21 protein-coding genes are annotated in these 17,917 nt (G+C 68.9%); 12 read left to right on the top strand and 9 right to left on the bottom strand.

Translation table 11 applies throughout. The annotated features are described in order from the left end of the window. Position 1: 1 nt before the first annotated feature. From AC0685_RS31800 to AC0685_RS31790, 3 genes are read right to left on the bottom strand one after another with little or no spacing between them, the layout of a single operon-like run. The gene (locus tag AC0685_RS31800; protein WP_478228864.1) at positions 2–625 is read right to left on the bottom strand and encodes a class I SAM-dependent methyltransferase; all 624 of its coding nucleotides are present in this window, start codon (positions 623–625) and stop codon (positions 2–4) included. Positions 626–673: 48 nt separating this feature from the next. Next, positions 674–1,561: a S66 peptidase family protein gene (locus tag AC0685_RS31795; RefSeq protein ID WP_478228863.1), complete on the bottom strand. Its 888-nt coding sequence runs from the start codon at positions 1,559–1,561 to the stop codon at positions 674–676. Then, positions 1,558–3,498 carry a S9 family peptidase gene (locus tag AC0685_RS31790; protein ID WP_478228862.1) on the bottom strand — a complete coding sequence of 647 codons (1,941 nt, stop codon included), beginning with the start codon at positions 3,496–3,498 and terminating at the stop codon, positions 1,558–1,560. The genes AC0685_RS31795 and AC0685_RS31790 overlap by 4 nt, the downstream gene beginning before the upstream one ends. A gap of 121 nt (positions 3,499–3,619) precedes the next feature. On the opposite strand from AC0685_RS31790, the gene AC0685_RS31785 reads away from it, so the two are divergent. From AC0685_RS31785 to AC0685_RS31755, 7 genes are all read left to right on the top strand, one after another. Continuing rightward, a complete protein-coding gene (locus tag AC0685_RS31785) occupies positions 3,620–4,195 on the top strand; it encodes a DUF3090 domain-containing protein (protein ID WP_378439468.1) in 576 nt (191 codons plus the stop codon). A 4-nt stretch (positions 4,196–4,199) separates the two neighbouring features. Further along, the gene (locus AC0685_RS31780) at positions 4,200–4,982 is read left to right on the top strand and encodes an SCO1664 family protein (protein WP_478228861.1); all 783 of its coding nucleotides are present in this window, start codon (positions 4,200–4,202) and stop codon (positions 4,980–4,982) included. Continuing rightward, positions 4,967–5,866, top strand: a complete 900-nt coding sequence (locus tag AC0685_RS31775) for an aminoglycoside phosphotransferase family protein (RefSeq protein ID WP_478228860.1) — start codon at positions 4,967–4,969, stop codon at positions 5,864–5,866. Before AC0685_RS31780 ends, AC0685_RS31775 begins: the two co-directional genes overlap by 16 nt. A 97-nt stretch (positions 5,867–5,963) precedes the next feature. Continuing rightward, positions 5,964–6,779, top strand: a complete 816-nt coding sequence (locus tag AC0685_RS31770; protein WP_478228859.1) for a DUF3097 domain-containing protein — start codon at positions 5,964–5,966, stop codon at positions 6,777–6,779. Between the two features lie 95 nt (positions 6,780–6,874). Then, positions 6,875–7,306, top strand: coding sequence for an NfeD family protein (locus tag AC0685_RS31765; protein WP_478228858.1), 432 nt, complete (start codon positions 6,875–6,877; stop codon positions 7,304–7,306). 58 nt (positions 7,307–7,364) lie between these two features. Next, positions 7,365–8,711: an SPFH domain-containing protein gene (locus AC0685_RS31760; RefSeq protein ID WP_478228891.1), complete on the top strand. Its 1,347-nt coding sequence runs from the start codon at positions 7,365–7,367 to the stop codon at positions 8,709–8,711. A 194-nt stretch (positions 8,712–8,905) separates the two neighbouring features. Then, positions 8,906–9,388 (top strand): pyridoxamine 5'-phosphate oxidase family protein, encoded by a 483-nt coding sequence (locus tag AC0685_RS31755; protein WP_478228857.1) that lies wholly within the window; start codon positions 8,906–8,908, stop codon positions 9,386–9,388. Here the strand turns inward: AC0685_RS31755 and AC0685_RS31750 are convergent. Genes AC0685_RS31750 through AC0685_RS31740 form a run of 3 tightly spaced genes read right to left on the bottom strand, consistent with a single transcriptional unit; the run spans position 9,378 to position 11,778 of the window. After that, positions 9,378–9,752, bottom strand: a complete 375-nt coding sequence (locus tag AC0685_RS31750; protein ID WP_478228856.1) for a MerR family transcriptional regulator — start codon at positions 9,750–9,752, stop codon at positions 9,378–9,380. The two genes, AC0685_RS31755 and AC0685_RS31750, sit on opposite strands and share 11 nt — an antisense overlap. After that, a complete protein-coding gene (locus tag AC0685_RS31745; RefSeq protein WP_478228855.1) occupies positions 9,749–11,197 on the bottom strand; it encodes a DHA2 family efflux MFS transporter permease subunit in 1,449 nt (482 codons plus the stop codon). Before AC0685_RS31745 ends, AC0685_RS31750 begins: the two co-directional genes overlap by 4 nt. Next, positions 11,194–11,778 carry an NADPH-dependent FMN reductase gene (locus AC0685_RS31740; protein WP_478228854.1) on the bottom strand — a complete coding sequence of 195 codons (585 nt, stop codon included), beginning with the start codon at positions 11,776–11,778 and terminating at the stop codon, positions 11,194–11,196. The genes AC0685_RS31745 and AC0685_RS31740 overlap by 4 nt, the downstream gene beginning before the upstream one ends. A 42-nt stretch (positions 11,779–11,820) precedes the next feature. Between AC0685_RS31740 and AC0685_RS31735 the strand changes: the two genes are divergently transcribed. The 5 genes from AC0685_RS31735 (at position 11,821) to AC0685_RS31715 (ending at position 14,713) form a co-directional block, all read left to right on the top strand. Then, positions 11,821–12,903, top strand: coding sequence for a hypothetical protein (locus tag AC0685_RS31735; protein WP_478228853.1), 1,083 nt, complete (start codon positions 11,821–11,823; stop codon positions 12,901–12,903). A gap of 32 nt (positions 12,904–12,935) precedes the next feature. Next, positions 12,936–13,322 (top strand): VOC family protein, encoded by a 387-nt coding sequence (locus AC0685_RS31730; RefSeq protein WP_478228852.1) that lies wholly within the window; start codon positions 12,936–12,938, stop codon positions 13,320–13,322. Further along, a complete protein-coding gene (locus AC0685_RS31725) occupies positions 13,322–13,639 on the top strand; it encodes a metalloregulator ArsR/SmtB family transcription factor (RefSeq protein WP_007034535.1) in 318 nt (105 codons plus the stop codon). Before AC0685_RS31730 ends, AC0685_RS31725 begins: the two co-directional genes overlap by 1 nt. A gap of 20 nt (positions 13,640–13,659) precedes the next feature. Then, on the top strand, positions 13,660–14,076 hold the full coding sequence (locus tag AC0685_RS31720) for an SRPBCC family protein (protein ID WP_340682020.1): 417 nt from the start codon (positions 13,660–13,662) through the stop codon (positions 14,074–14,076). Positions 14,077–14,140: 64 nt separating this feature from the next. After that, complete coding sequence (locus tag AC0685_RS31715; RefSeq protein WP_478228851.1) at positions 14,141–14,713, top strand: TetR/AcrR family transcriptional regulator; 573 nt, start codon at positions 14,141–14,143, stop codon at positions 14,711–14,713. Here AC0685_RS31715 and AC0685_RS31710 read toward each other — a convergent pair. From AC0685_RS31710 to AC0685_RS31700, 3 genes are all read right to left on the bottom strand, one after another. Further along, a complete protein-coding gene (locus tag AC0685_RS31710; RefSeq protein ID WP_478228850.1) occupies positions 14,704–15,462 on the bottom strand; it encodes an SGNH/GDSL hydrolase family protein in 759 nt (252 codons plus the stop codon). The two genes, AC0685_RS31715 and AC0685_RS31710, sit on opposite strands and share 10 nt — an antisense overlap. Before the next feature lie 165 nt (positions 15,463–15,627). Continuing rightward, positions 15,628–15,849, bottom strand: coding sequence for a hypothetical protein (locus AC0685_RS31705; RefSeq protein WP_478228849.1), 222 nt, complete (start codon positions 15,847–15,849; stop codon positions 15,628–15,630). 494 nt (positions 15,850–16,343) lie between these two features. Beyond that, positions 16,344–17,816 (bottom strand): alpha/beta hydrolase, encoded by a 1,473-nt coding sequence (locus AC0685_RS31700; RefSeq protein WP_478228848.1) that lies wholly within the window; start codon positions 17,814–17,816, stop codon positions 16,344–16,346. Positions 17,817–17,917 lie beyond the last annotated feature (101 nt).

Here is a 17,917-nt window from a genome sequence, read left to right as displayed (position 1 = left end):
CCTAGGCGCGGCGCACGCGGAGCACGTTGTCCGAACGCGTTCCGTGTTGTCCCTCCGGGCCGGGGAAGTCGTGCGCGATCAGATCCTGCCGCTCCACGGTCCATTCGCCGTCGGCCAGGGCCAGCGCTTCGAGGACCTCGGCGGTCGTCGGGAAATGGACGTCCTTGTGCGGCGGCTCTTCCATCCACGTCGGCCAGCCCGCGTGGCCTGCCACCACCAGCGTGCCGCCCGGCGCGACGGCTTCGGCGGCGCGGCGGAGTGCCTTGTCCCGCTCGCCGTCCTCGGCGACGGGGGAGTGGAAGAACTGTGCGGAAACGAGGTCGAAGCGTCCTGCCGGGAACGACTTCGTCAGGTCGTGGCGTTCCCAGACGATGCCCTCGACTCCGGCCTCGGCCGCGTGCCCGGCGGCGCGTTCGAGCGCGACCTCCGAGATGTCGACGGCGGTGACCCGCCAGCCCTGCTGGGTGAGCCAGATGGCGTCGCCGCCCTCGCCGCAGCCGAGATCGAGCGCCGTCCCCGGCGTGAGCGCGGCGACCTCGTTCACCAGGATCGGGTTCGCCTTCCCGCTCCAGACCTGATCCTTGTCCCGGTAGAAGTCTTCCCAGAACTGCTGTGTGGAATCCATGACCGCAAGATGCCTCCGCCTCGGCCGGTTCCGCAAGTCCCGTTGCTGTTATGGCAAAATCAGCAGGGTGCCCGCGTCGGCGTCGAGGGTGGCCGGTGCGCCGAGGGGGATGGTCGGCGACGCCGGGACATGCCCGACGCCGAAGTCCCAGGCGATCGGCACGCCGAGCGGGCCGAAGCGCTCGAGCATCAGGGCTCGGATCACCTCCGGATCACCACAGGACTTCCACGAGCCCAGCAGGAACCCGCGAACCCCGTCGAGCCAGCCGGAACGCAGCAGCTGGGTCAGCATCCGGTCGATCCGGTAGGGGCTCTCGGTGACGTCCTCCAGCAGTACGAGCGCGTCACGCCCCGAGCCCTGCTCCGGTGTGCCGAGGCCCGACGTCAGGAGGGCGAGGTTGCCGCCGATGAGCGTCCCGGTCGCGGTGCCCGGCACCAGTGGCGACGCCGTCGGTGAGGTGATCAGCCGCACACTCTCCGGTTCGAACAACGACAGCCGCAGGTGTTCGGCGGCCACCGCGTCGAACAGGGTGGTCGCGGGCATGGGGGAGAACAGCGTCTCCAGTCCCAAGTGGACGTTCACCGCCCGGTGCAGCGCGGTGACGTCGCTCGATCCGGCGAACATCGTGGGTCCGGCCGCCTTCAAGGCCGCCCAGTCGACCAGGTCGAGCATGCGCTGCGAGCCGTAGCCGCCACGGGCGGCCAGGACGCAGGTGACTCCCGGGTCCAGCCAGGCGCGGGTGAACTCGGCGGCCCGCGCCTCGTCGGAGGCGGACAGATAGCCGGTGGAGGTCGCGCGGACGCATTCACCGACATGGACATCGACGCCCCAGCCGCGGAGCACCGGCAGCGCCTTCTCGACGAGGTCCGGCGGGACCGGCCCCGCCGGGGCGACAAGGGCGATCGTGTCACCCGGCCGTGTCTTCGGTGGCCTCATCGGCTCAGCCGGAGTTTCGGCACGCCGGGTGTCTCGAAGCCGAGGACCTGACCGTAGAACGACAACTCCGCTTCGAGCGCGGCCACGATCGTCTCCGCCTTCCGGAAACCGTGCTGCTCGCCCTCGAACCTGAGGTAGGCGTGCTCGATGCCGCGTCCTTCCAGCCCGGCCACGAAGCGGTCCGCCTGTTCGGGCGGGCAGATCTCGTCCTCCAGCCCCTGCAGGAACAGCAGCGGGCCGGCGAGGGTGCCCGCGTTGTTGATCGGCGACCGGTCCCGGTAGCGCTGTACGGCCTCCGGCAGCGGCCCGATCAACCCGTCGAGGTAGCGGGACTCGAAGTCGTGCGTCTCGCCGCCGTCGCCGGTCCACTGCGTGAGGTCGAGGATCGGGTACATCACGGTGCCCGCGCGGTAGGTCGTGGTGGTGGTCAGCGAGGCGGCGGAGGTGTACCCGCCCGCGCTGCCGCCGCGGATGGCCAGCCTGTCGCCGTCGACGGTGCCTTCGGCGGCGAGGGCTTCGGCGACGGTGACACAGTCGGCCACGTCGACGACGCCCCACTGTTCCCGCAGCCGCTCGCGATAAGCGCGTCCGTAGCCGGTCGAGCCGCCGTAGTTCACCGTGACGACGGCGATGCCGCGGCTGGTGAAGTAGGCGATCTCGTAGTCGAGTACCGCGCTGTCCCGGCCGGTCGGCCCGCCGTGCGGGTACACGAGCAACGGCGGCAGTTCCCCGTCCGGAGCGGCGAAGTCGTCGTTGGCGGGAAGGTAGACGAAGGCGGGGATCCGAGCGCCGTCGTCGGTTTTGAAGATCCGTTCGACGGGCGTCGACAGGTAGGCAGGCGACGGCGGTTCGGGTGCTGCGGCGAGTTCGGTCACCGTTCCGCTGTCGAGACCGACTTTCACGACGGCACCTTCGCGCTTCGGCCCCGCCGCGACGCCGACGATGTCGCCTTCGTGGACGGCGAACCCGTTGGTGGACCACGCGGTCAGATCGGCGGCGGCCGCCACCGGGGTCACTTCCCGCGTCGCTTCGTCGAGGACGGCGAGCCTGCCCGACGCGATGACGGCGAACCTGCCGTCGCCGAGCGGGGTGAACCAGCGCGTGCCGAGTTTCCACTGCGCGCCGCCGATCTCCTGTTCGGCCGGGGCGAGGTTCGTGATGCCGCCGTCGAGTCCGACGCGGTGCAGGTTCCACCAGCCGTCCGGGTCGAGCAACGCCAGCAGGCTGTCCGCCGACTCCCATTCGACCTGGCAGACGGAGATGCCGGCCGCGCCGGCGAGTACACGGTGCGGGCCGAACGCCCCGTCCTCGTCGAGTTCGGCGACGCACAGTTCGGTGCCGTCCCAAGGCATCGCGGGGTGGTTCCACCCGATCCACGCCGCGCGTGCGCCGTCCGGCGAAAGCCGCGGCGCGGTGAGGAAGTGATGGCTCGCCGTCAGAACCCGTTCCGGGCCGCCGTCGAGGGGCACCGCGAGGAGATCCCGGGCGATGTCGACGCGACGGGGGCCGGTGCTGCGTTCGCGGACCAGCCACACTTCGCCGGTGAGGCCGGGACGGAGGTCGCTGTAGCGGATCTGGTGCCGGGTCGCCGGTTCCGGGGTCAGCGGTGTCGTCTCGCCGGTGGTCAGGTCGCGGCGGTAGACGCGCTGATCCGCCCAGTGGGTGAAGACCAGGATGTCACCGAGGACGAGCCAGGGCCGGCCGCCGTATTCGTGGACCCGGTTCCGGACGCTCCACGGAGCGGGGAGGACGTCTTCGACCGTGCCGTCGGCGCGGGACCGTACGAGGGTCACGCGGCCGCCTTCACCGGTTCTCGCTTCGGCCCACCAGACCTCGTTTCCCACGGTATCGAGCCATTGCGCGCTGACTCCCGAGGCCGCGACAGCGGCGGCCGACAGGGGAGACGTCCAGGTGCCGTAAGGGGCGATCTCAACCACGGTTGAAGACTAGGTTCGGCCCTTTGCCCATGACGGCCCGGGGCGCGGCGGTTTCGCCCTGGGCTGAACCTTGGGGCGGCGGATGCCGATCACGGGGCCGTGGCCTAGTGTCAAAGGTGCCATGTCTCGCGTAATCCACGTCTTCCGCCAGCCCGACCGGTTCGTCGCAGGAACCGTCGGTGAGCCCGGCGACCGCACGTTCTACCTCCAGGCGTCCGAGGACGTCCGCACGATCAGTGTGACCATCGAAAAACAGCAGGTGGTGGTCTTGGCCGAGAGGCTCAGCTCGCTGCTGGAAGAGGTCGCCAGCCGGTTCGGAGCGGATGTACCGGACGACGCGCCCGAAGAGCTCCTCGACGTCGACCCCTTGACCGTTCCGGTCGAGGAGGAGTTCCGCGTCGGCACGATGGGACTCGGCTGGGACGCCGAGAGCAAAGCCGTCGTGATCGAGCTGCTCGCGATGACGGAGGGCGAGGTGGACGAAACGGTCGTGCTGGACGACACCGAAGAGGGGCCGGACGCCGTGCGCGTCTTCCTGAGTCCTGGCGCGGCGCGCGCGTTCGCGGAACGAGCGGACCGGGTGGTCAACGCCGGCCGCAAGCCGTGCCCGCTCTGCGCGGAACCGCTCGACCCGGCGGGCCACATCTGCCCGCGCCAGAACGGGTACCGGCGCGACGTCGACGTCCTCGAGGACTGACGAGGTGGAGGAGTCTTCTCGGGAGCTGGTGACGCGCGGCAAGATCGACGTCGAAGGCAGGCTCGTCGACGCCTCCAACGTCACGCTCTTCTGCACGATCGAGCTCGACGGCGTCACCGGGAACGTCGTGTACAAGCCGGTTTCCGGTGAGCGGCCGCTGTGGGACTTCCCGGACGGGACGCTCGCGGGCCGCGAGGTCGCGACGGCCATGGTCGCCGAAGCCTCCGGACTGGGCGCGATCCCGCCCACGGTGCTGCGCGACGGGCCGTTCGGGCCCGGCATGGTGCAGCTGTGGATCGAGACCACCGACGAGGAGCTCGTCGACGTCCGGTCGCCGGAGAGCCTGCCGGAAGACTGGCGTGTCGTGCTCCACGCGCACGATCGCGACGGCGAACCCGCGGTACTCGCGCACGCGGACCGGCAGGGCATGCGGGAGCTGGCCGTGCTCGACATCGTGGTCAACAACACCGACCGCAAGGGCGGCCACGTGCTCGCCGGTGCCGACGGCCGGATCTACGGCGTGGATCACGGGATCTGCCTGCACACCGACCCGAAGCTGCGGACGGTGCTCTGGGGCTGGATCGGCGAGCGGCTGACCGATGCCGAGGTCAGCAAGCTCCACGGCCTTCGCGAGCGGTTGGACGGGGAACTCGGGGACGCGCTCGGCGAGCACCTCACCGGCTTCGAGATCCGCGCGCTGGCCGAACGGACCGAACTGCTTCTGGCGGAGGGGGTCTTCCCTGAGCCCGGCGACGACTGGCGCGCCATCCCGTGGCCGCTGTTCTGAAGGTGCTGGACGAGCAGGCCCGCGTGCGTCTGATCACGCGATTCGGCGAGGACGTCGCGACGTGGTGTGACGAGCTGCCCGCCCTCGTGGAGCGGTTGGCCGCTCGGTGGGGTCTCACCGTCGTCGACGCCAAACCGGGCAACACCGGCCGGACCTTGATCTGCCACGGGGACGACGGCCTGACGAAGGTCCTCAAGCTGACCCCGGATCACACGATCGCCGAATCGGAAGCCGCCGCGTTGCGGGCATGGGACGGCTGCTCGCGGGTCGTGCAGGTGCTCGACACGGAACTCGCCGCCGGGGCGATCCTGCTGGAGGGCATCGACCCAGGCACGCAGCTACTGGAGGCGGGAGCGAACGTCCCGTGGGCCGAGGTCGGCGACCTGCTGACCCAGATCCACTCGGTGACCCCGCCGTCGGATTTCCCGCCGCTGGAAGACCGTGTCGTCTTCATGTACCGGCTCGCCGAGCGGGGGCTGCGCGGCTCGGTGGCCGAGGCCACGCTCTCGCTGGAGACGCTCGATCGCGCGCGGCTGCGGGCGCTCGAACTCGCGACCGGCTGGGGAGGGAACGCGATCGTGCACGGGGACCTGCATCCGGGCAATGTCCTCGACGGCGGGCCCGGACGGGGAGCGGTCGCGATCGACCCGCGGCCGAGCGTCGGCGACCCGTCCTTCGATCTGGCCGACTGGGTCACGTTGCCGATGCGCGACGGCGGAACGCTCGAAGACGGTTTCGACGCGATCGCGCCGCATCTGCCGGGTTTCGACGCCGGACGAGTGCGCGCGTGGTGTGCCGCGCTCGCGCCGCTGTTCGTGATGCGCCCGCTCGAGCGGGGCGAGCGCACCCCGTTCGTCGACGCGATGCTGTCATTCTGTTGGTGAACCTGAGTCCGCGATCGACGTCGGCAGGGCGGCGGATGGCCGCCTGACCGGCGTGGCGGGGAGACGACGGCCCCTGGCACCGATAGCGTCGTTCGCCGTGCGCTCCCATTCGTACGACGACGTGCTGTCCGGCCCGCGCAAGCGGAAGATCCCCGAGGTGCCCGCGGAGCCGGGGCTCGTGGTCGAAGACCCGGCCAGCGGCTACTGCGGTGCCGTGGTGAAGATCGAGTACGGCAACGTCGTCCTCGAAGACCGGCACGGCAAGCACCGCGTGTTCCCGCTGAATCCCGCGGGTTTCCTGCTCGAGGGCAAACCGGTCACGCTGGTGCCGTCGAAGGCCGCCCCGAAAGCCCCGGCACGGCGGATCTCCGCGTCCGGGTCGGTCCAGGTCCAAGGGCTCAAGGCGCGGGTCGCTCGCGATTCACGCATCTGGGTGGAGGGCAAGCACGACGCCGAACTCGTCGAACGTGTCTGGGGCCACGACCTGCGAGTCGAAGGCGTGGTGGTGGAACCACTCGATGGGGTGGACGTGCTGTCCGACCGCATCGACGAGTTCGGCACCGGACCCGGCCGACGCCTCGGCGTGCTGGTCGACCATCTGGTCGCGGGCAGCAAGGAGTCGCGGATCGTCGACGCGATCCGCGACGAGAACGTGCTGATCACCGGGCATCCGTACATCGACATCTGGGAGGCGGTGAAGCCGTCGGTCGTCGGTATCCGTGCCTGGCCGAAGATCCCGCGCGGCACGGAGTGGAAACAGGGCGTCTGCGACGCGCTCGGCTGGGGCGAGCCGTGGGAGGGCTGGCAGCGGATCCTGGCGGCGGTCGGCAGCTACCGGGATCTGGAAACGCCGCTGATCGGAGCGGTGGAACGGCTCATCGACTTCGTCTCGGACCCGGGCGAAGAGTTCTGAATGCCCGGTTTGTGCGAGGTCACTCAAGGTCACGCGTCGGTCACGTCGGATTCGCTTCCTCGGTATGAATCGGCGCGATCTGGGAGCATGGACGCATGACAGGCGCGCTCATCTGGCTGATCGCCGGCATTCTCTTGATCATCGCCGAGCTGCTCTCTGGTGATCTGTTCCTGCTCATGGTCGGCGTCGGAGCCCTGTTCGGAGCGGGCTCGGCCGCCTTGACCGGGAACCCGTTCATCGACGTCGCGGTGTTCGCCGTCGCCTCGGTCGGGATGCTCGTCCTCGTCCGGCCGACCCTCAAACGCCGGTTCCTCGCGGGGCCGGACATCAAGACCAACACCGACGCGCTGATCGGCGCGCGGGCGATAGTAGTGTCCACAGTGGACGGCGATGCGGGTCAGGTGAAGCTGGCAGGCGACGTCTGGTCGGCACGGAGCATGACCGGCGGGGAACCGATCGCCCCGGGGACATCGGTGACGGTCGTCGAGATCTCGGGCGCCACGGCGGTCGTCTCGGCCGAGCTGTGAGCCGGACGGCCGCACCGCAACAGGTTTCTACGTAAGGGGAAGGTAGTTGTCAGAGACAGTGGTGTTCATCGTCGTCGGACTGCTCGCGTTGTTCGTGGTCGTCGTCGTGGTCAAGGCGATCATGGTGGTGCCGCAGGCACAGTCCGCTGTGATCGAACGGCTTGGCCGGTTCCGGACGGTGGCTTCTCCCGGCCTGACGTTTCTGGTGCCCTTCCTGGACAAGGTCCGGGCGCGGATCGACCTCCGCGAGCAGGTCGTCTCGTTCCCTCCGCAGCCCGTGATCACCGAGGACAACCTGACGGTGTCCATCGATACGGTCGTGTACTTCCAGGTCACCGACTCGCGGGCCGCGGTCTACGAGATCTCGAACTACATCGTCGGTGTCGAGCAGCTGACCACGACGACCCTGCGTAACGTCGTCGGTGGCATGAGCCTCGAACAGACGCTGACCTCGCGCGACTCGATCAACAGCCAGCTGCGCGGCGTGCTGGACGAGGCCACCGGCCGCTGGGGCATCCGCGTCGCCCGGGTCGAGCTGAAGGCGATCGACCCGCCGCCCTCCATCCAGGACTCGATGGAGAAGCAGATGCGCGCCGACCGTGAGAAGCGCGCGATGATCCTGACCGCCGAAGGTCAGCGGGAATCGGCGATCAAGACCGCGGAAGGCCAGAAGCAGAGCCAGATCCTCGCGGCCGAAGGTGCCAAGCAGGCCGCGATCCTGAGCGCGGAGGCCGAGCGGCAGTCGCGGATCCTGCGTGCGCAGGGTGAACGTGCTGCCCGATACCTGCAGGCGCAGGGTCAGGCGAAGGCCATCGAGAAGGTCTTCGCGGCGATCAAGGCCGGACGTCCCACGCCCGAGGTCCTGGCGTACCAGTACCTGCAGACCCTGCCGCAGCTGGCGCAGGGCGACGCGAACAAGGTCTGGATGATCCCGAGCGACTACGGCAAGGCCCTGGAGGGCTTCGCCCGCGCGCTCGGCGCACCCGGCGACGACGGCGTGTTCCGCTACGAGCCGCCGAAGGAAGACCCGGTCGAGAAGCCGGACCTGGAGGACGAAGAGGTCCAGGGCTGGTTCGACACCTCCAGCGACCCGAAGGTCGCCGAAGCCGTCGCGGCCGCGGAAGCCGTGGCGCGCAAGGAGGTTCCGGCGCTGGGTGTCGCGACGCCGCGACAGGAGCCGCCCGCTCCGCGTCAGGTCCCCAAGGTCGCGCCTGCTCCCGAGCCGGAGGCCGCTCCGGAGCGGCCGCAGGCCCCGCCGCCCACCCGGTTGCCGCAGGCGCAGCCGCCCGCCGGTCCGCAGGGTGGCCCGTACCAGGGGCCGCCGTCGCAGGGGCCGGGCAGTGGCCCGTTCCCGCAGCAAGGACCGTTCGGCGGTCCGCAGGGTGGTCCGCCGCCGCAGCGCTGAGTCACGTGAAAGAGGGCCGTCCCGTTCGGGGCGGCCCTCTTTCGTACTGCCGCTGTGACAGGTGGCCGCATAGGTAGTGAAGGCCTCCATCGTTACCTTCAGGGTAGGCAAGGAGGCCTTCACGGACTCGTTCGCGGGGGCGAAACCTCGTCGTCACTGGACCTCGATCGCGGTCGAGAGTGCAGGGTGAGGTGATGGACCGATCGATTCTTGCGGTACGAGACTTCCTCGACGAACCGCGTCTGCCTGCCAGTGTCGCCGCCACCACCGGCCGCGGGAATCCGGCATTGGCGATGATGTGGTTCGTGGCCGAGGAGAGCCGGTTGTGGTTCCACACCCCGGTGTCCGACGGCCGGCCGTCGCCGTTCTTGGCCGCGGCCCGCGACAATCGCGAGGTCGCGGTCATGATCGCGACCTTCGACCCACCCGATGACGTCCGTCAGGTCCGCATGACCGGTCCCGCGAGACTGGAAGTCAAAGATATGGCCCGGATTCGACGCATCTACGAGCGCTACATCCCCGCCTGGTCGGCGGACTGGGCGGATCATGCCGCGTCGCCTGACTCGCGGCTGTGGTCGATGTCCCCTGACCGGGGTATGGCCGTGGCCTACCCCGGTCTCGAGAACCGTCCTGTGTTCCGCTGGTCGAGCGCGGCGGAAGGACCGTTCAACTCCTGAGGAACTCGAGTGTCCGGTACTCGTCGACCACCGAGGTGAGCTCGGCGATACGAGCCTGCCCGGCGTCGATGAGCCGTTGCCCCGCCCGCGACCACAGTTCGAGATCGGGGGACATCGGCGGGATCTCGGCCAGGATCTCCGCGCTTTCGGCGAGGCTGAGCCCGACCCGCTGGGCGGCGACCGCGAGCCGGATCCGGCAGATGGCGTCGATCGTGAACCGGCGTGCGTTGCCCGCTGTCCGCTCCGCGGTGATGACGCGGTAGCGCTCGTAGTACCGGACCGCGTTCGCCGAGACCCCGGCTTTGCTCGCGACCTCGCTGACGGTCAGCCGGGCATCGAGCGGGGACAGTGTCGACGTCGTCATGCTGCGCTCCGTACCGTGGTGGGTTCCGTCGTCGGGGCGGGGCGTGTCCGCAGCCTGACCACCAGGGCGAGCACCATGATCGCGAGGACTCCGACGAGAGTCAGACGATACGCGTCGACGATCTCCTCGGTGAGCATCGAGCCCGCCAACGGATCGCTCAGCGCGGCGAGACCCTGTCCAGCTGTGGCGGACGCGATCAGCCCGGTGAACACCGCGCTCACCACCGCGGTGCCGACCGCGCTCGCGATGGTGCTGGCCAAGGGGAGGATCGCGGAACCGGATGCGAGATCCGGCCCCCGCAGTTCGCGGCCGGCGCTCACGATGGTGGGCATCATGATCGCTCCGGTACCCGCTCCCTGGAACACTCCCAAGATCCCCAGCACGAGGTACGGGGTGTCCGGCGTGAGGACGAGCACCGTCAGAGCGGTCGAGACGATCGCCAGGCTCAGTCCCGTCCCGACGACGATCCTCGGACCGAAGCGTTCCAGGACGCGGGCGGCGAACTGGATGGTGATGCCCATCCCGATCGCTCCGGGGACCATCATCAGCGCGCTGGTCAGGGCCGAGTCGCCGCGCATCACCTGAATGTAGGCGGGCATCAGCAGCATCGAGCCGAAGTAGGGCGCGGCGTACAGGACGAGGACGGCGGTGTTGCGGCCGAAGGTCCGGTCGCGCAGGAGCCGGACGTTCAGAAGCGGCGCGTGATGACCCCATGACCTCCGGATGAACACGGCCATGAGCACCAGCCCGGCGGCGACGATGCCCGACCGGACGTCCACGCCGAGCGTCTCTTCGCTGAAGCCGTACGCCACCGCGACCACGCCGGGGACGAGCAGCAGGCCGCCGGCGAAATCGATCGGAGCGCGTTCCGCCGAAGGAGTATCGGCGGGCACCCAGCGCAGCACCCCTACGACGGCGAGCAGAGCCGGGGGGACGGTGATGAAGAACAGCGCCCGCCACGACAGGCTGTCCAGCAGGATCCCGCCGAGCATCGGGCCGAGGATCGGCCCGATCAGCAACGGAAGACCGGTGATCGCGGTCATCCGGCTCCGGCGCTCCGGGGCCACCGTGCCGAAGCCGATGGTCATGCCCAAGGGATTGATCAGGCCACCGGCGAGGCCCTGCACCGCTCGTGCGGCGATCAGCCAACCCAGATCACCGGCGGCTCCGGCCGCCGCGGACGCCACCGCGAACACGAGCAGCGCGGCCAGATACACCCGGCGCGCTCCCCACCGCAGTGCGAAGGTCGCGGCGAGCGGCATCGCCGCGACCATGCCGAGCGCGTACGCGGTCACGATCCACTGGATCGTGGTGAGGGACGCGGAGAAGGTCGTCATGAACCGCGGCAGCGCGACGGCGACGATCGTGGTGTCGAGAACGGCCATCAAGCCGCCGAGCGCGATCACCGCCGCGATACGCAGTTCTTGTGCGGTCAGGCGGTTCATGCCGCACTTACCTGATCCGCGACGCGTCCGGCGCGCAGGGTGCGGGCCCACCAGATCAGTTCGGTCATCGTCGCTACCAGCGCGCCGCGTTCGCCTTCGGTGCCCTCGTAGCCGTTCGGACCGAGCCGGGTCCACGGCGCGTTCAGCAGGACCGCGTCGCGGATCGTGGTCGCCCGCAGCTCGGGGAAGATCAGCCGCAGCTGCTCGATCGCGCGGATGCCGCCCGAACCCGCGCCGTAACCGACGAACCCGACGGGCTTGTACGCCCATTCCGTGAAGTGCCAGTCGATCGCGTTCTTCAGCGCCGCCGGGAAACTGTGGTTGTACTCCGGGGTGACGACGAGGTAGGCGTCGGCCGCGCGCAGCCTGTCGCTGATCACCGTCCGGGTGCCGCCGGGCCGCGTTCCCTGCAGCGGGAGATCGACGTCGGCGAGGTCGATCGGGTCGGCTTCCAGGCCGTCGATCGCGGCGAGTTCGGCCAGCAGCCAGCCCGTGATGGCGTCGGCGAAGCGTTCGTGGCGGACACTGCCGATGATCACGGCGAGGCGAACGGGGGACTGGGCGGTGGTTTCTTTGCTCATGACGAAGACGCTAAAAGTTCGTCCATAGGTGAACTCAAGCTCTTGCGTCCCTGGTCACGAACCCTGGACCTCTATTTAGGTCGAGGTTGTAGCGCTGCCGGTGTGGTATGTCTTTCGGTTATGGATCACCTCGACGATGACCCGGATGACCTGGCGAAATGGGGTCTGCACTGCTTTTGTCTCGGCGCGCGGAGCACTCCGCATCACGTTGTGAAGATGGATGACAACGGCCGTCTTCTCTTTCGCGCGCGGCTGGGCGTCAGTCGCACGGAACTGCGGCACCAGGGAATCGACCCGCTGGACAGTCAGATCGCGCTTCTGCGGGCGTACCACCTCATCGCGGTCGAAGGTGATCGGCTGGTGACCACTTTTCCCGTGCTCGGTTCCCAGGAGGCGGCCGCATTGCGCGGCCGGATGGCCGGCCTCGCTGACGTGATCGCGCCGGAAATCGCGGCCGACGTGTCCGCGTTCGCCGACGTCTTGGCCGGTCGGGGACTGGCTCACTGTGTCTACGGGGTGCTCTTCGGATACGTGATCGATGGTCTCGTCTGGGACTGTCTCCGGTCGGACGGCTTGCTTCCTTTCGGGGAGCTGAGTGTCGAACGTCCTTATTGGAATGGTGCCTTTTGGGCGGTCTACCCGCCGCGGGAGGGGGCTATGGGTACGAATGAAATCAAGGAAGCCGGGGCCGGATTGACGATGGTCTGGACGGACCCGACGGTCGAGTCCTTGAATCGGCTGGCCGAGTCTCCGGCGCTGCGCCCGGCTTTGCGCGCGGTCGGTCGTGGCGATCTTCCGCGCGCGACTCTCGTGGCAGGCGAAGGGCATACGTGGACGCTCGCCGGCGACGGCGCGTGGCCGACGATTCCGCTCATCAGGCGACGCGAGTCCGATCCCGTCCACGCGATCGGCCTGCGGATCGCGGCGAAGGTCGTCTCGGTGCTGCTGCGGGACATGCCGGAGCCCGATGTGGTCGTGGCCGCCCATGAGCTGATCTGGAACCTCATGGAAGCCTTGGAAGCGGCCGAAATCATCCGGCGACCGGCGGTGTTCGGCGGTTCCCAGGCGTCTCCTGACGCTCTTGGTGCCCAGATGTTCCTTGTCGTCGATGGTGGCACGAGTTGACATGTAGGAAATCTCCTACGTATGGTCGCGGTATGAACATCGACCGCATCCAGTTCCTCACCGTGCCGGTCTCCGATCAGGCGAAGGCGCGGGACTTCTACGTCGGCAAGCTGGGGTTCGACCTGCTCGTCGACGTCAGTGGCCCGCACGGTCCGTTCGTCATGGTCGGCCCCAAGGGGGCGGACACCGGGATCGTCCTCGTGGACCGCGCCGTCGGCGACCTGGACCCTGACACACGCGTGCACTTCCAGCTGAGCACCACCGACATTGATGCCGACATCGCGGAACTCCGTACTCAAGGCGTCGAGGTCGGGGACGCGGAGGAGATGCCGTGGGGTCGCGTGACCTCCCTGAAAGACGCCGACGGCAACGCGATGGGACTACTCGAACCCTCGGGTTACGGGAACTGGCCGCGCTAGTGCCGGTCAACGACGACGTTTTCGCCGCGCTCGCCAACCCGGCCCGCCGCGAAGTTCTCGGCATCCTTCTCGACGGCCCACGAGCGGCGGGGGAGATCGCCGAACGGTTCGACATGCGGCGGCCGAGCCTGTCGGAACACCTTCGGGTGCTGCGTGAAGCCGGGCTCGTCCGCGAAGAGAGGCAGGGCCGCAACCGCGTCTACTCTCTTGAGGCCGCGCCGCTGCAAGAGGTCTCCGACTGGCTTTCGCCGTACGAGCGGTACTGGCGCGGCAAACTGGGCAACCTGCGCGAACTGCTGGACGAGGAGGACTTCTGAACGACGAGGATCCTACGGCCGTGCACGTCGACCAGTTCCTGGCGCATCCTCCGCGCAAGGTGTGGCGCGCGCTGACCGAACCGCAGCTGCTCGAACGCTGGCTGCGGATGCCGAACGACATCAAACCCGTTGTGGGACATCGGTTCGAACTGCTCGCCGACCCGGTTCCCGCCGCCGGGTTCGCGGGCGGCCCGGTCGCCTGCGAGGTGCTGGCCGTGGAGCCGGAGCGGTTGCTCAGCATCAGCTGGGGTCCGGAGTGGACGGTCACCTGGAGGCTCGAACCCGAGGGGCGTGGGACGCGGCTGTTCCTCAGCCACGAGGGCTTCGACCCGGACGACGAGTTCCAGCGGATGTCGCGCCGGATCATGGGCGGTGGCTGGCGCACCGGAGTCCCGAAGGCGCTGGCGCGCGTATTGGATGAGATGCCGGACGGCTAAAAGCGGACGTGTCTTGCCCGGTACCTCTGCTGTACCCCTCGACAACGGGTCTAGGATCCCCGCTGTGACGGACGAGAAACCGCTCCGAGCCGATGCCCGCCGTAACCGCACGCGGGTGTTGGAGGCCGCGGAGCGCGTCTTCACGGCCAAAGGCACCAGTGCGCCGACCGAAGAAGTCGCCCGCGAAGCAGGCGTCGGGGTGGGCACTGTATTCCGGCACTTTCCGACGAAGGAAGCGCTGCTGGAGGCTGTGCTCTTCGCGCGTCTGCACCGCTTCGTCGACGAAGCGGAGGCCACGGTGGCCGTCGAGTCGCCCGACCCTGGTGCCACGTTCTTCGGCTTCCTGACCGGCTGGATCGAGATGGCGGGTGCCAAGAACGCCTATTTCGAAGCGCTGTCAGCGGCCGGGGTCACTGTCCCGCAGGCCGGGTCCGTCATCGGCGCGCGGCTGAAAGACGCACTCGGCGTCCTGCTGGGCAGGGCACAGGACACTGGCGACGTCCGCAAAGACATCGGCGTCGACGAACTGATCGCGGTGATCATCGGAACGGCGAAGGCGGCGGAGCATGCCGGGCCCGAATTCCGGGCCCGGACGATCTGCGTCCTCTTCGACGGGCTTCGGCCGCGTCAGGCGTAGGGTTCCATCGTCGGCCGCTTCGGCGCGAGCGAGTCGCCCGAAGACTCCCCACGCAGCCTGCGTTTGATCCACGGGACAGCGTGCTCCTTGCCCCACTGGAGGTTCTCGGTGCGCCGCGCTTGCGGGCTCAGCAGCGGCCGCGGTCCGAGTTCGGCGGGCCTCAGCTTGTGCGGTTCGCCGAGAGCTTCGAGGACGGCGATGGCGATCTCGTTGTGCCCCAACGAGTTCAGGTGCAAGCGGTCGGGAGCCCACAGCCGCCTGTCCCGCAGCTGCCGCATCGCCCACATGTCCACCAGCAGTGCCCCGTGCCGCGCCGCGATGCCGCGGACGTGCTCGTTGTAGATCGCGACCCGACCCCGAATCGTGCGGAACAACGCGTCCTCGACCCCGTCGACACCGGTGAAGAGGATGACCCGCGCACCCGTGGCGACCACCTTGCCGACCGCGGCGTCGTAGTCGTCGATGAGGGCGTCGATGTCGACCTTCGGCCGCATCAGGTCGTTGCCGCCGGCGTACAGCGTCACGAGATCCGGGTTCAGCGCGAGTGCCGGGTCGAGTTGCTCGGCGAGAACCTGCCCGAGGAGCTTGCCGCGGATCGCGAGGTTCGCGTAACGGAAGTCCTGGTGGTTGGCCGCGAGGGTACTCGCGACGCGGTCGGCCCAGCCCCGGACGCCGTTGGGCGATGACGGGTCTTCGTCACCGACACCCTCGGTGAAGGAGTCTCCGAGACTGACTAAGCGCTTGCTCATACCAGGATGCTACCCAGACCGGTGCGCTGGGTCTGGCAGCCCCCTCCTCGGCGTAACGCGGTCCCTTTTGCCCGCCCAAGCCCAGCGGTATCGTCAGGCGAAAGCGACCGTGGCGGGAGCTGAATTGCTGGACATCATCGGTCTGAGCGAAATCGACGTCGAGGTCTACGACGCGTTCGCCGGTACCGGTTCGATGACCGTCGCCGAAATCCGGCAGCGAACCGGGTTGCCCGGCCCGGCCGAGGCGTATTCGGCGGTGCGACCGGAGATCGCGCTGGAGGCGATGCTCCGGCAGAAGGAGCGGGAACTCGCGAGTGCGCGGTTGGTCGCCGACCGGTTGCGTGAGCGGTACCGGGCGACGTCCGGTGAACGCCCGGTCGACCTCATCGAGGTGATCCACGGGAACACGCTCATCGCCGACCGGGGCCGATCAGCTGCTGCGCTCTGCCGAGTAGGAGGTCGCCTTCGTCAACAAACCTCCGTACGCACAACCGCCGAGTGTGCTGCATCCGCCGAACGTGACCTCCTGAGCCGGGGTGTGCGGTTCCGCGGGGTTTACGAGCGCAGCACGCTGGAACCGCACGATCTGTCATCCGACATCGAGGCGTGTCTCTCCCTCGGCGAAGAGGCCCGCGTGGTCACCACCGCCCGGCTGAAGATGATCGTGGTCGACCGCAGACTGGGACTGGTGCCGCTGCGTTCCGATCTCCCCGAAGTCGGCACGGCCTTGGTGATCCAGCCGTGCGCTCTGCTCGACGCGCTCAGCGCGGTCTTCGCTTTCCTTCGGCAGACAGGGCTTTACCGCGGTTCGGCGATCACCGGGACCCGTCGTGCCCGGAGCAAAAGGGCCCAGGACCGCGCCTGGGCCCTCCCGCTGTCGATCACCTGCAGAACACGTCGCGCTTCGGCAGCTTCCCGGAGATCAGGAAGTTCGTCGTGGTGTTCAGCGCGCAGGCGTTGCCGCCGAGGACGTACACGCCGTGGCCGTCGGCGTCCACGGTCACCAGCCGCGACCGGTCACCGAACTTCTCGTCGATCAGCTGCCCGCCCCGCAGCGGTGTCGCGGGGTCCCGCCGATTCTGGACGACCAGCACGTTCTCCGGCCCCTTGTCCTTGACCGCCACCGGGGGTTCGGCCGGTGCGTAAGGCCAGAACGCGCACGGCAGGATGTTCGCTCCGGCGGCGCCGAAGAGGGGGTACCGCTCGCGGTCTTCGGCCACGCCCCGCTGATAGGTGCGCATTTCCGATGGCCACGCAACGTCATTGCACGTCACCGCGAGGAACACCGACCACGCGTTGTCCGTCGGCGACGGCGTGGCCGCCAGGGACAGGCGCTTCGCTTCGGCGGCGACGCGTTCCGCCGCCGCCTTGTCGCCGTCACGGACCGACTGCCACCACTGCGCGGTCTGCCCGTACCGCGTCTTCCCGTAAAGGCCCGCGAAGGTGGCCAGCCGGAACAAACGCCCGTCGAGGCCGTTCACCGCGGTCTTGTCGAGCTTCTCCGCGAGCGCGAAGTACGTCCTGCGCACTTCGGCGGCTGTACGGCCGAGGCCGTACGACTCATGCCGTGCCGCCACCCACTTCGCGAAGTCCGGGAAGGTCTCCTCGGCGCCGAGCCCGAACCTGCGCAGCCCCTCGCGGTTGAGGTGGGTGTCGCCGACGTTGCTGTCGAGCACCACCCGGTCGGACTTCTCGGGGAACATCGACGCGTACGCCGCACCGAGCGCGGAACCGTACGAGTACCCCAGAAAACTGGCCTTCTCCTCGCCGAGCGCGGCCCGGATCCGGTCGAGGTCCCTCGCCATGTTCGCCGTGGAGATGTGCCGCAGCCTGCCGTCCTTGTCGTTCGCGGCGCACTGCGCGGCCACGCCTTTCGCGATCTTCGCCTGTTCGGCGACGGCCGCTTCGTCCACCGCGTACGGCGGGATGTTGCCCAGGTACTCCTGCTCCGCTGTGAATCCGCAGCTCACCGGCGTCGAGTGCCCGATGCCTCTGGTGTCCATGCCGATCACGTCGTAGGCGTCCAGGACACTCGCGGGCATGCCGTGCGAGGCCAGATCAGCGGGGAACGACAGCCCAGGCCCACCCGGGCCGCCCGGGTTCAGCATGAGCACGCCTCGCCGCGCCGCCGGTTTCGTGCTGGCCAGCCGGGAGATCATGACGTCGATCCGCTCGCCCTCCGGCATCCGGTAGTCCAGTGGCACCGGCACGGTGGCGCACTGCAGCACGATGCCTGCAGGTACCACCACGTCCTCGGGACACGCGGCCCACGCCAGGCCTTGCGCGGGTTCGGCCGCCCCGGCGGGCGCCGTGAACAGCGGCGCCGTGAGGCCGAGCAGCACCGCCAGGGCCACAACTCGATTCCGTCTCATCATCTTTCCCCGATCTTGGTGTGATCACCGACGGTGTATTCGAGGCCGTGCCCTCGGGGCATGGTCAAGCCGCTTGACCATGC

Source organism: Amycolatopsis sp. NPDC043889, from assembly GCF_056435645.1.
The sequence above is the reverse complement of the archived record's forward strand: the minus strand, read 5'-3'. Positions and strand labels throughout refer to the sequence as shown.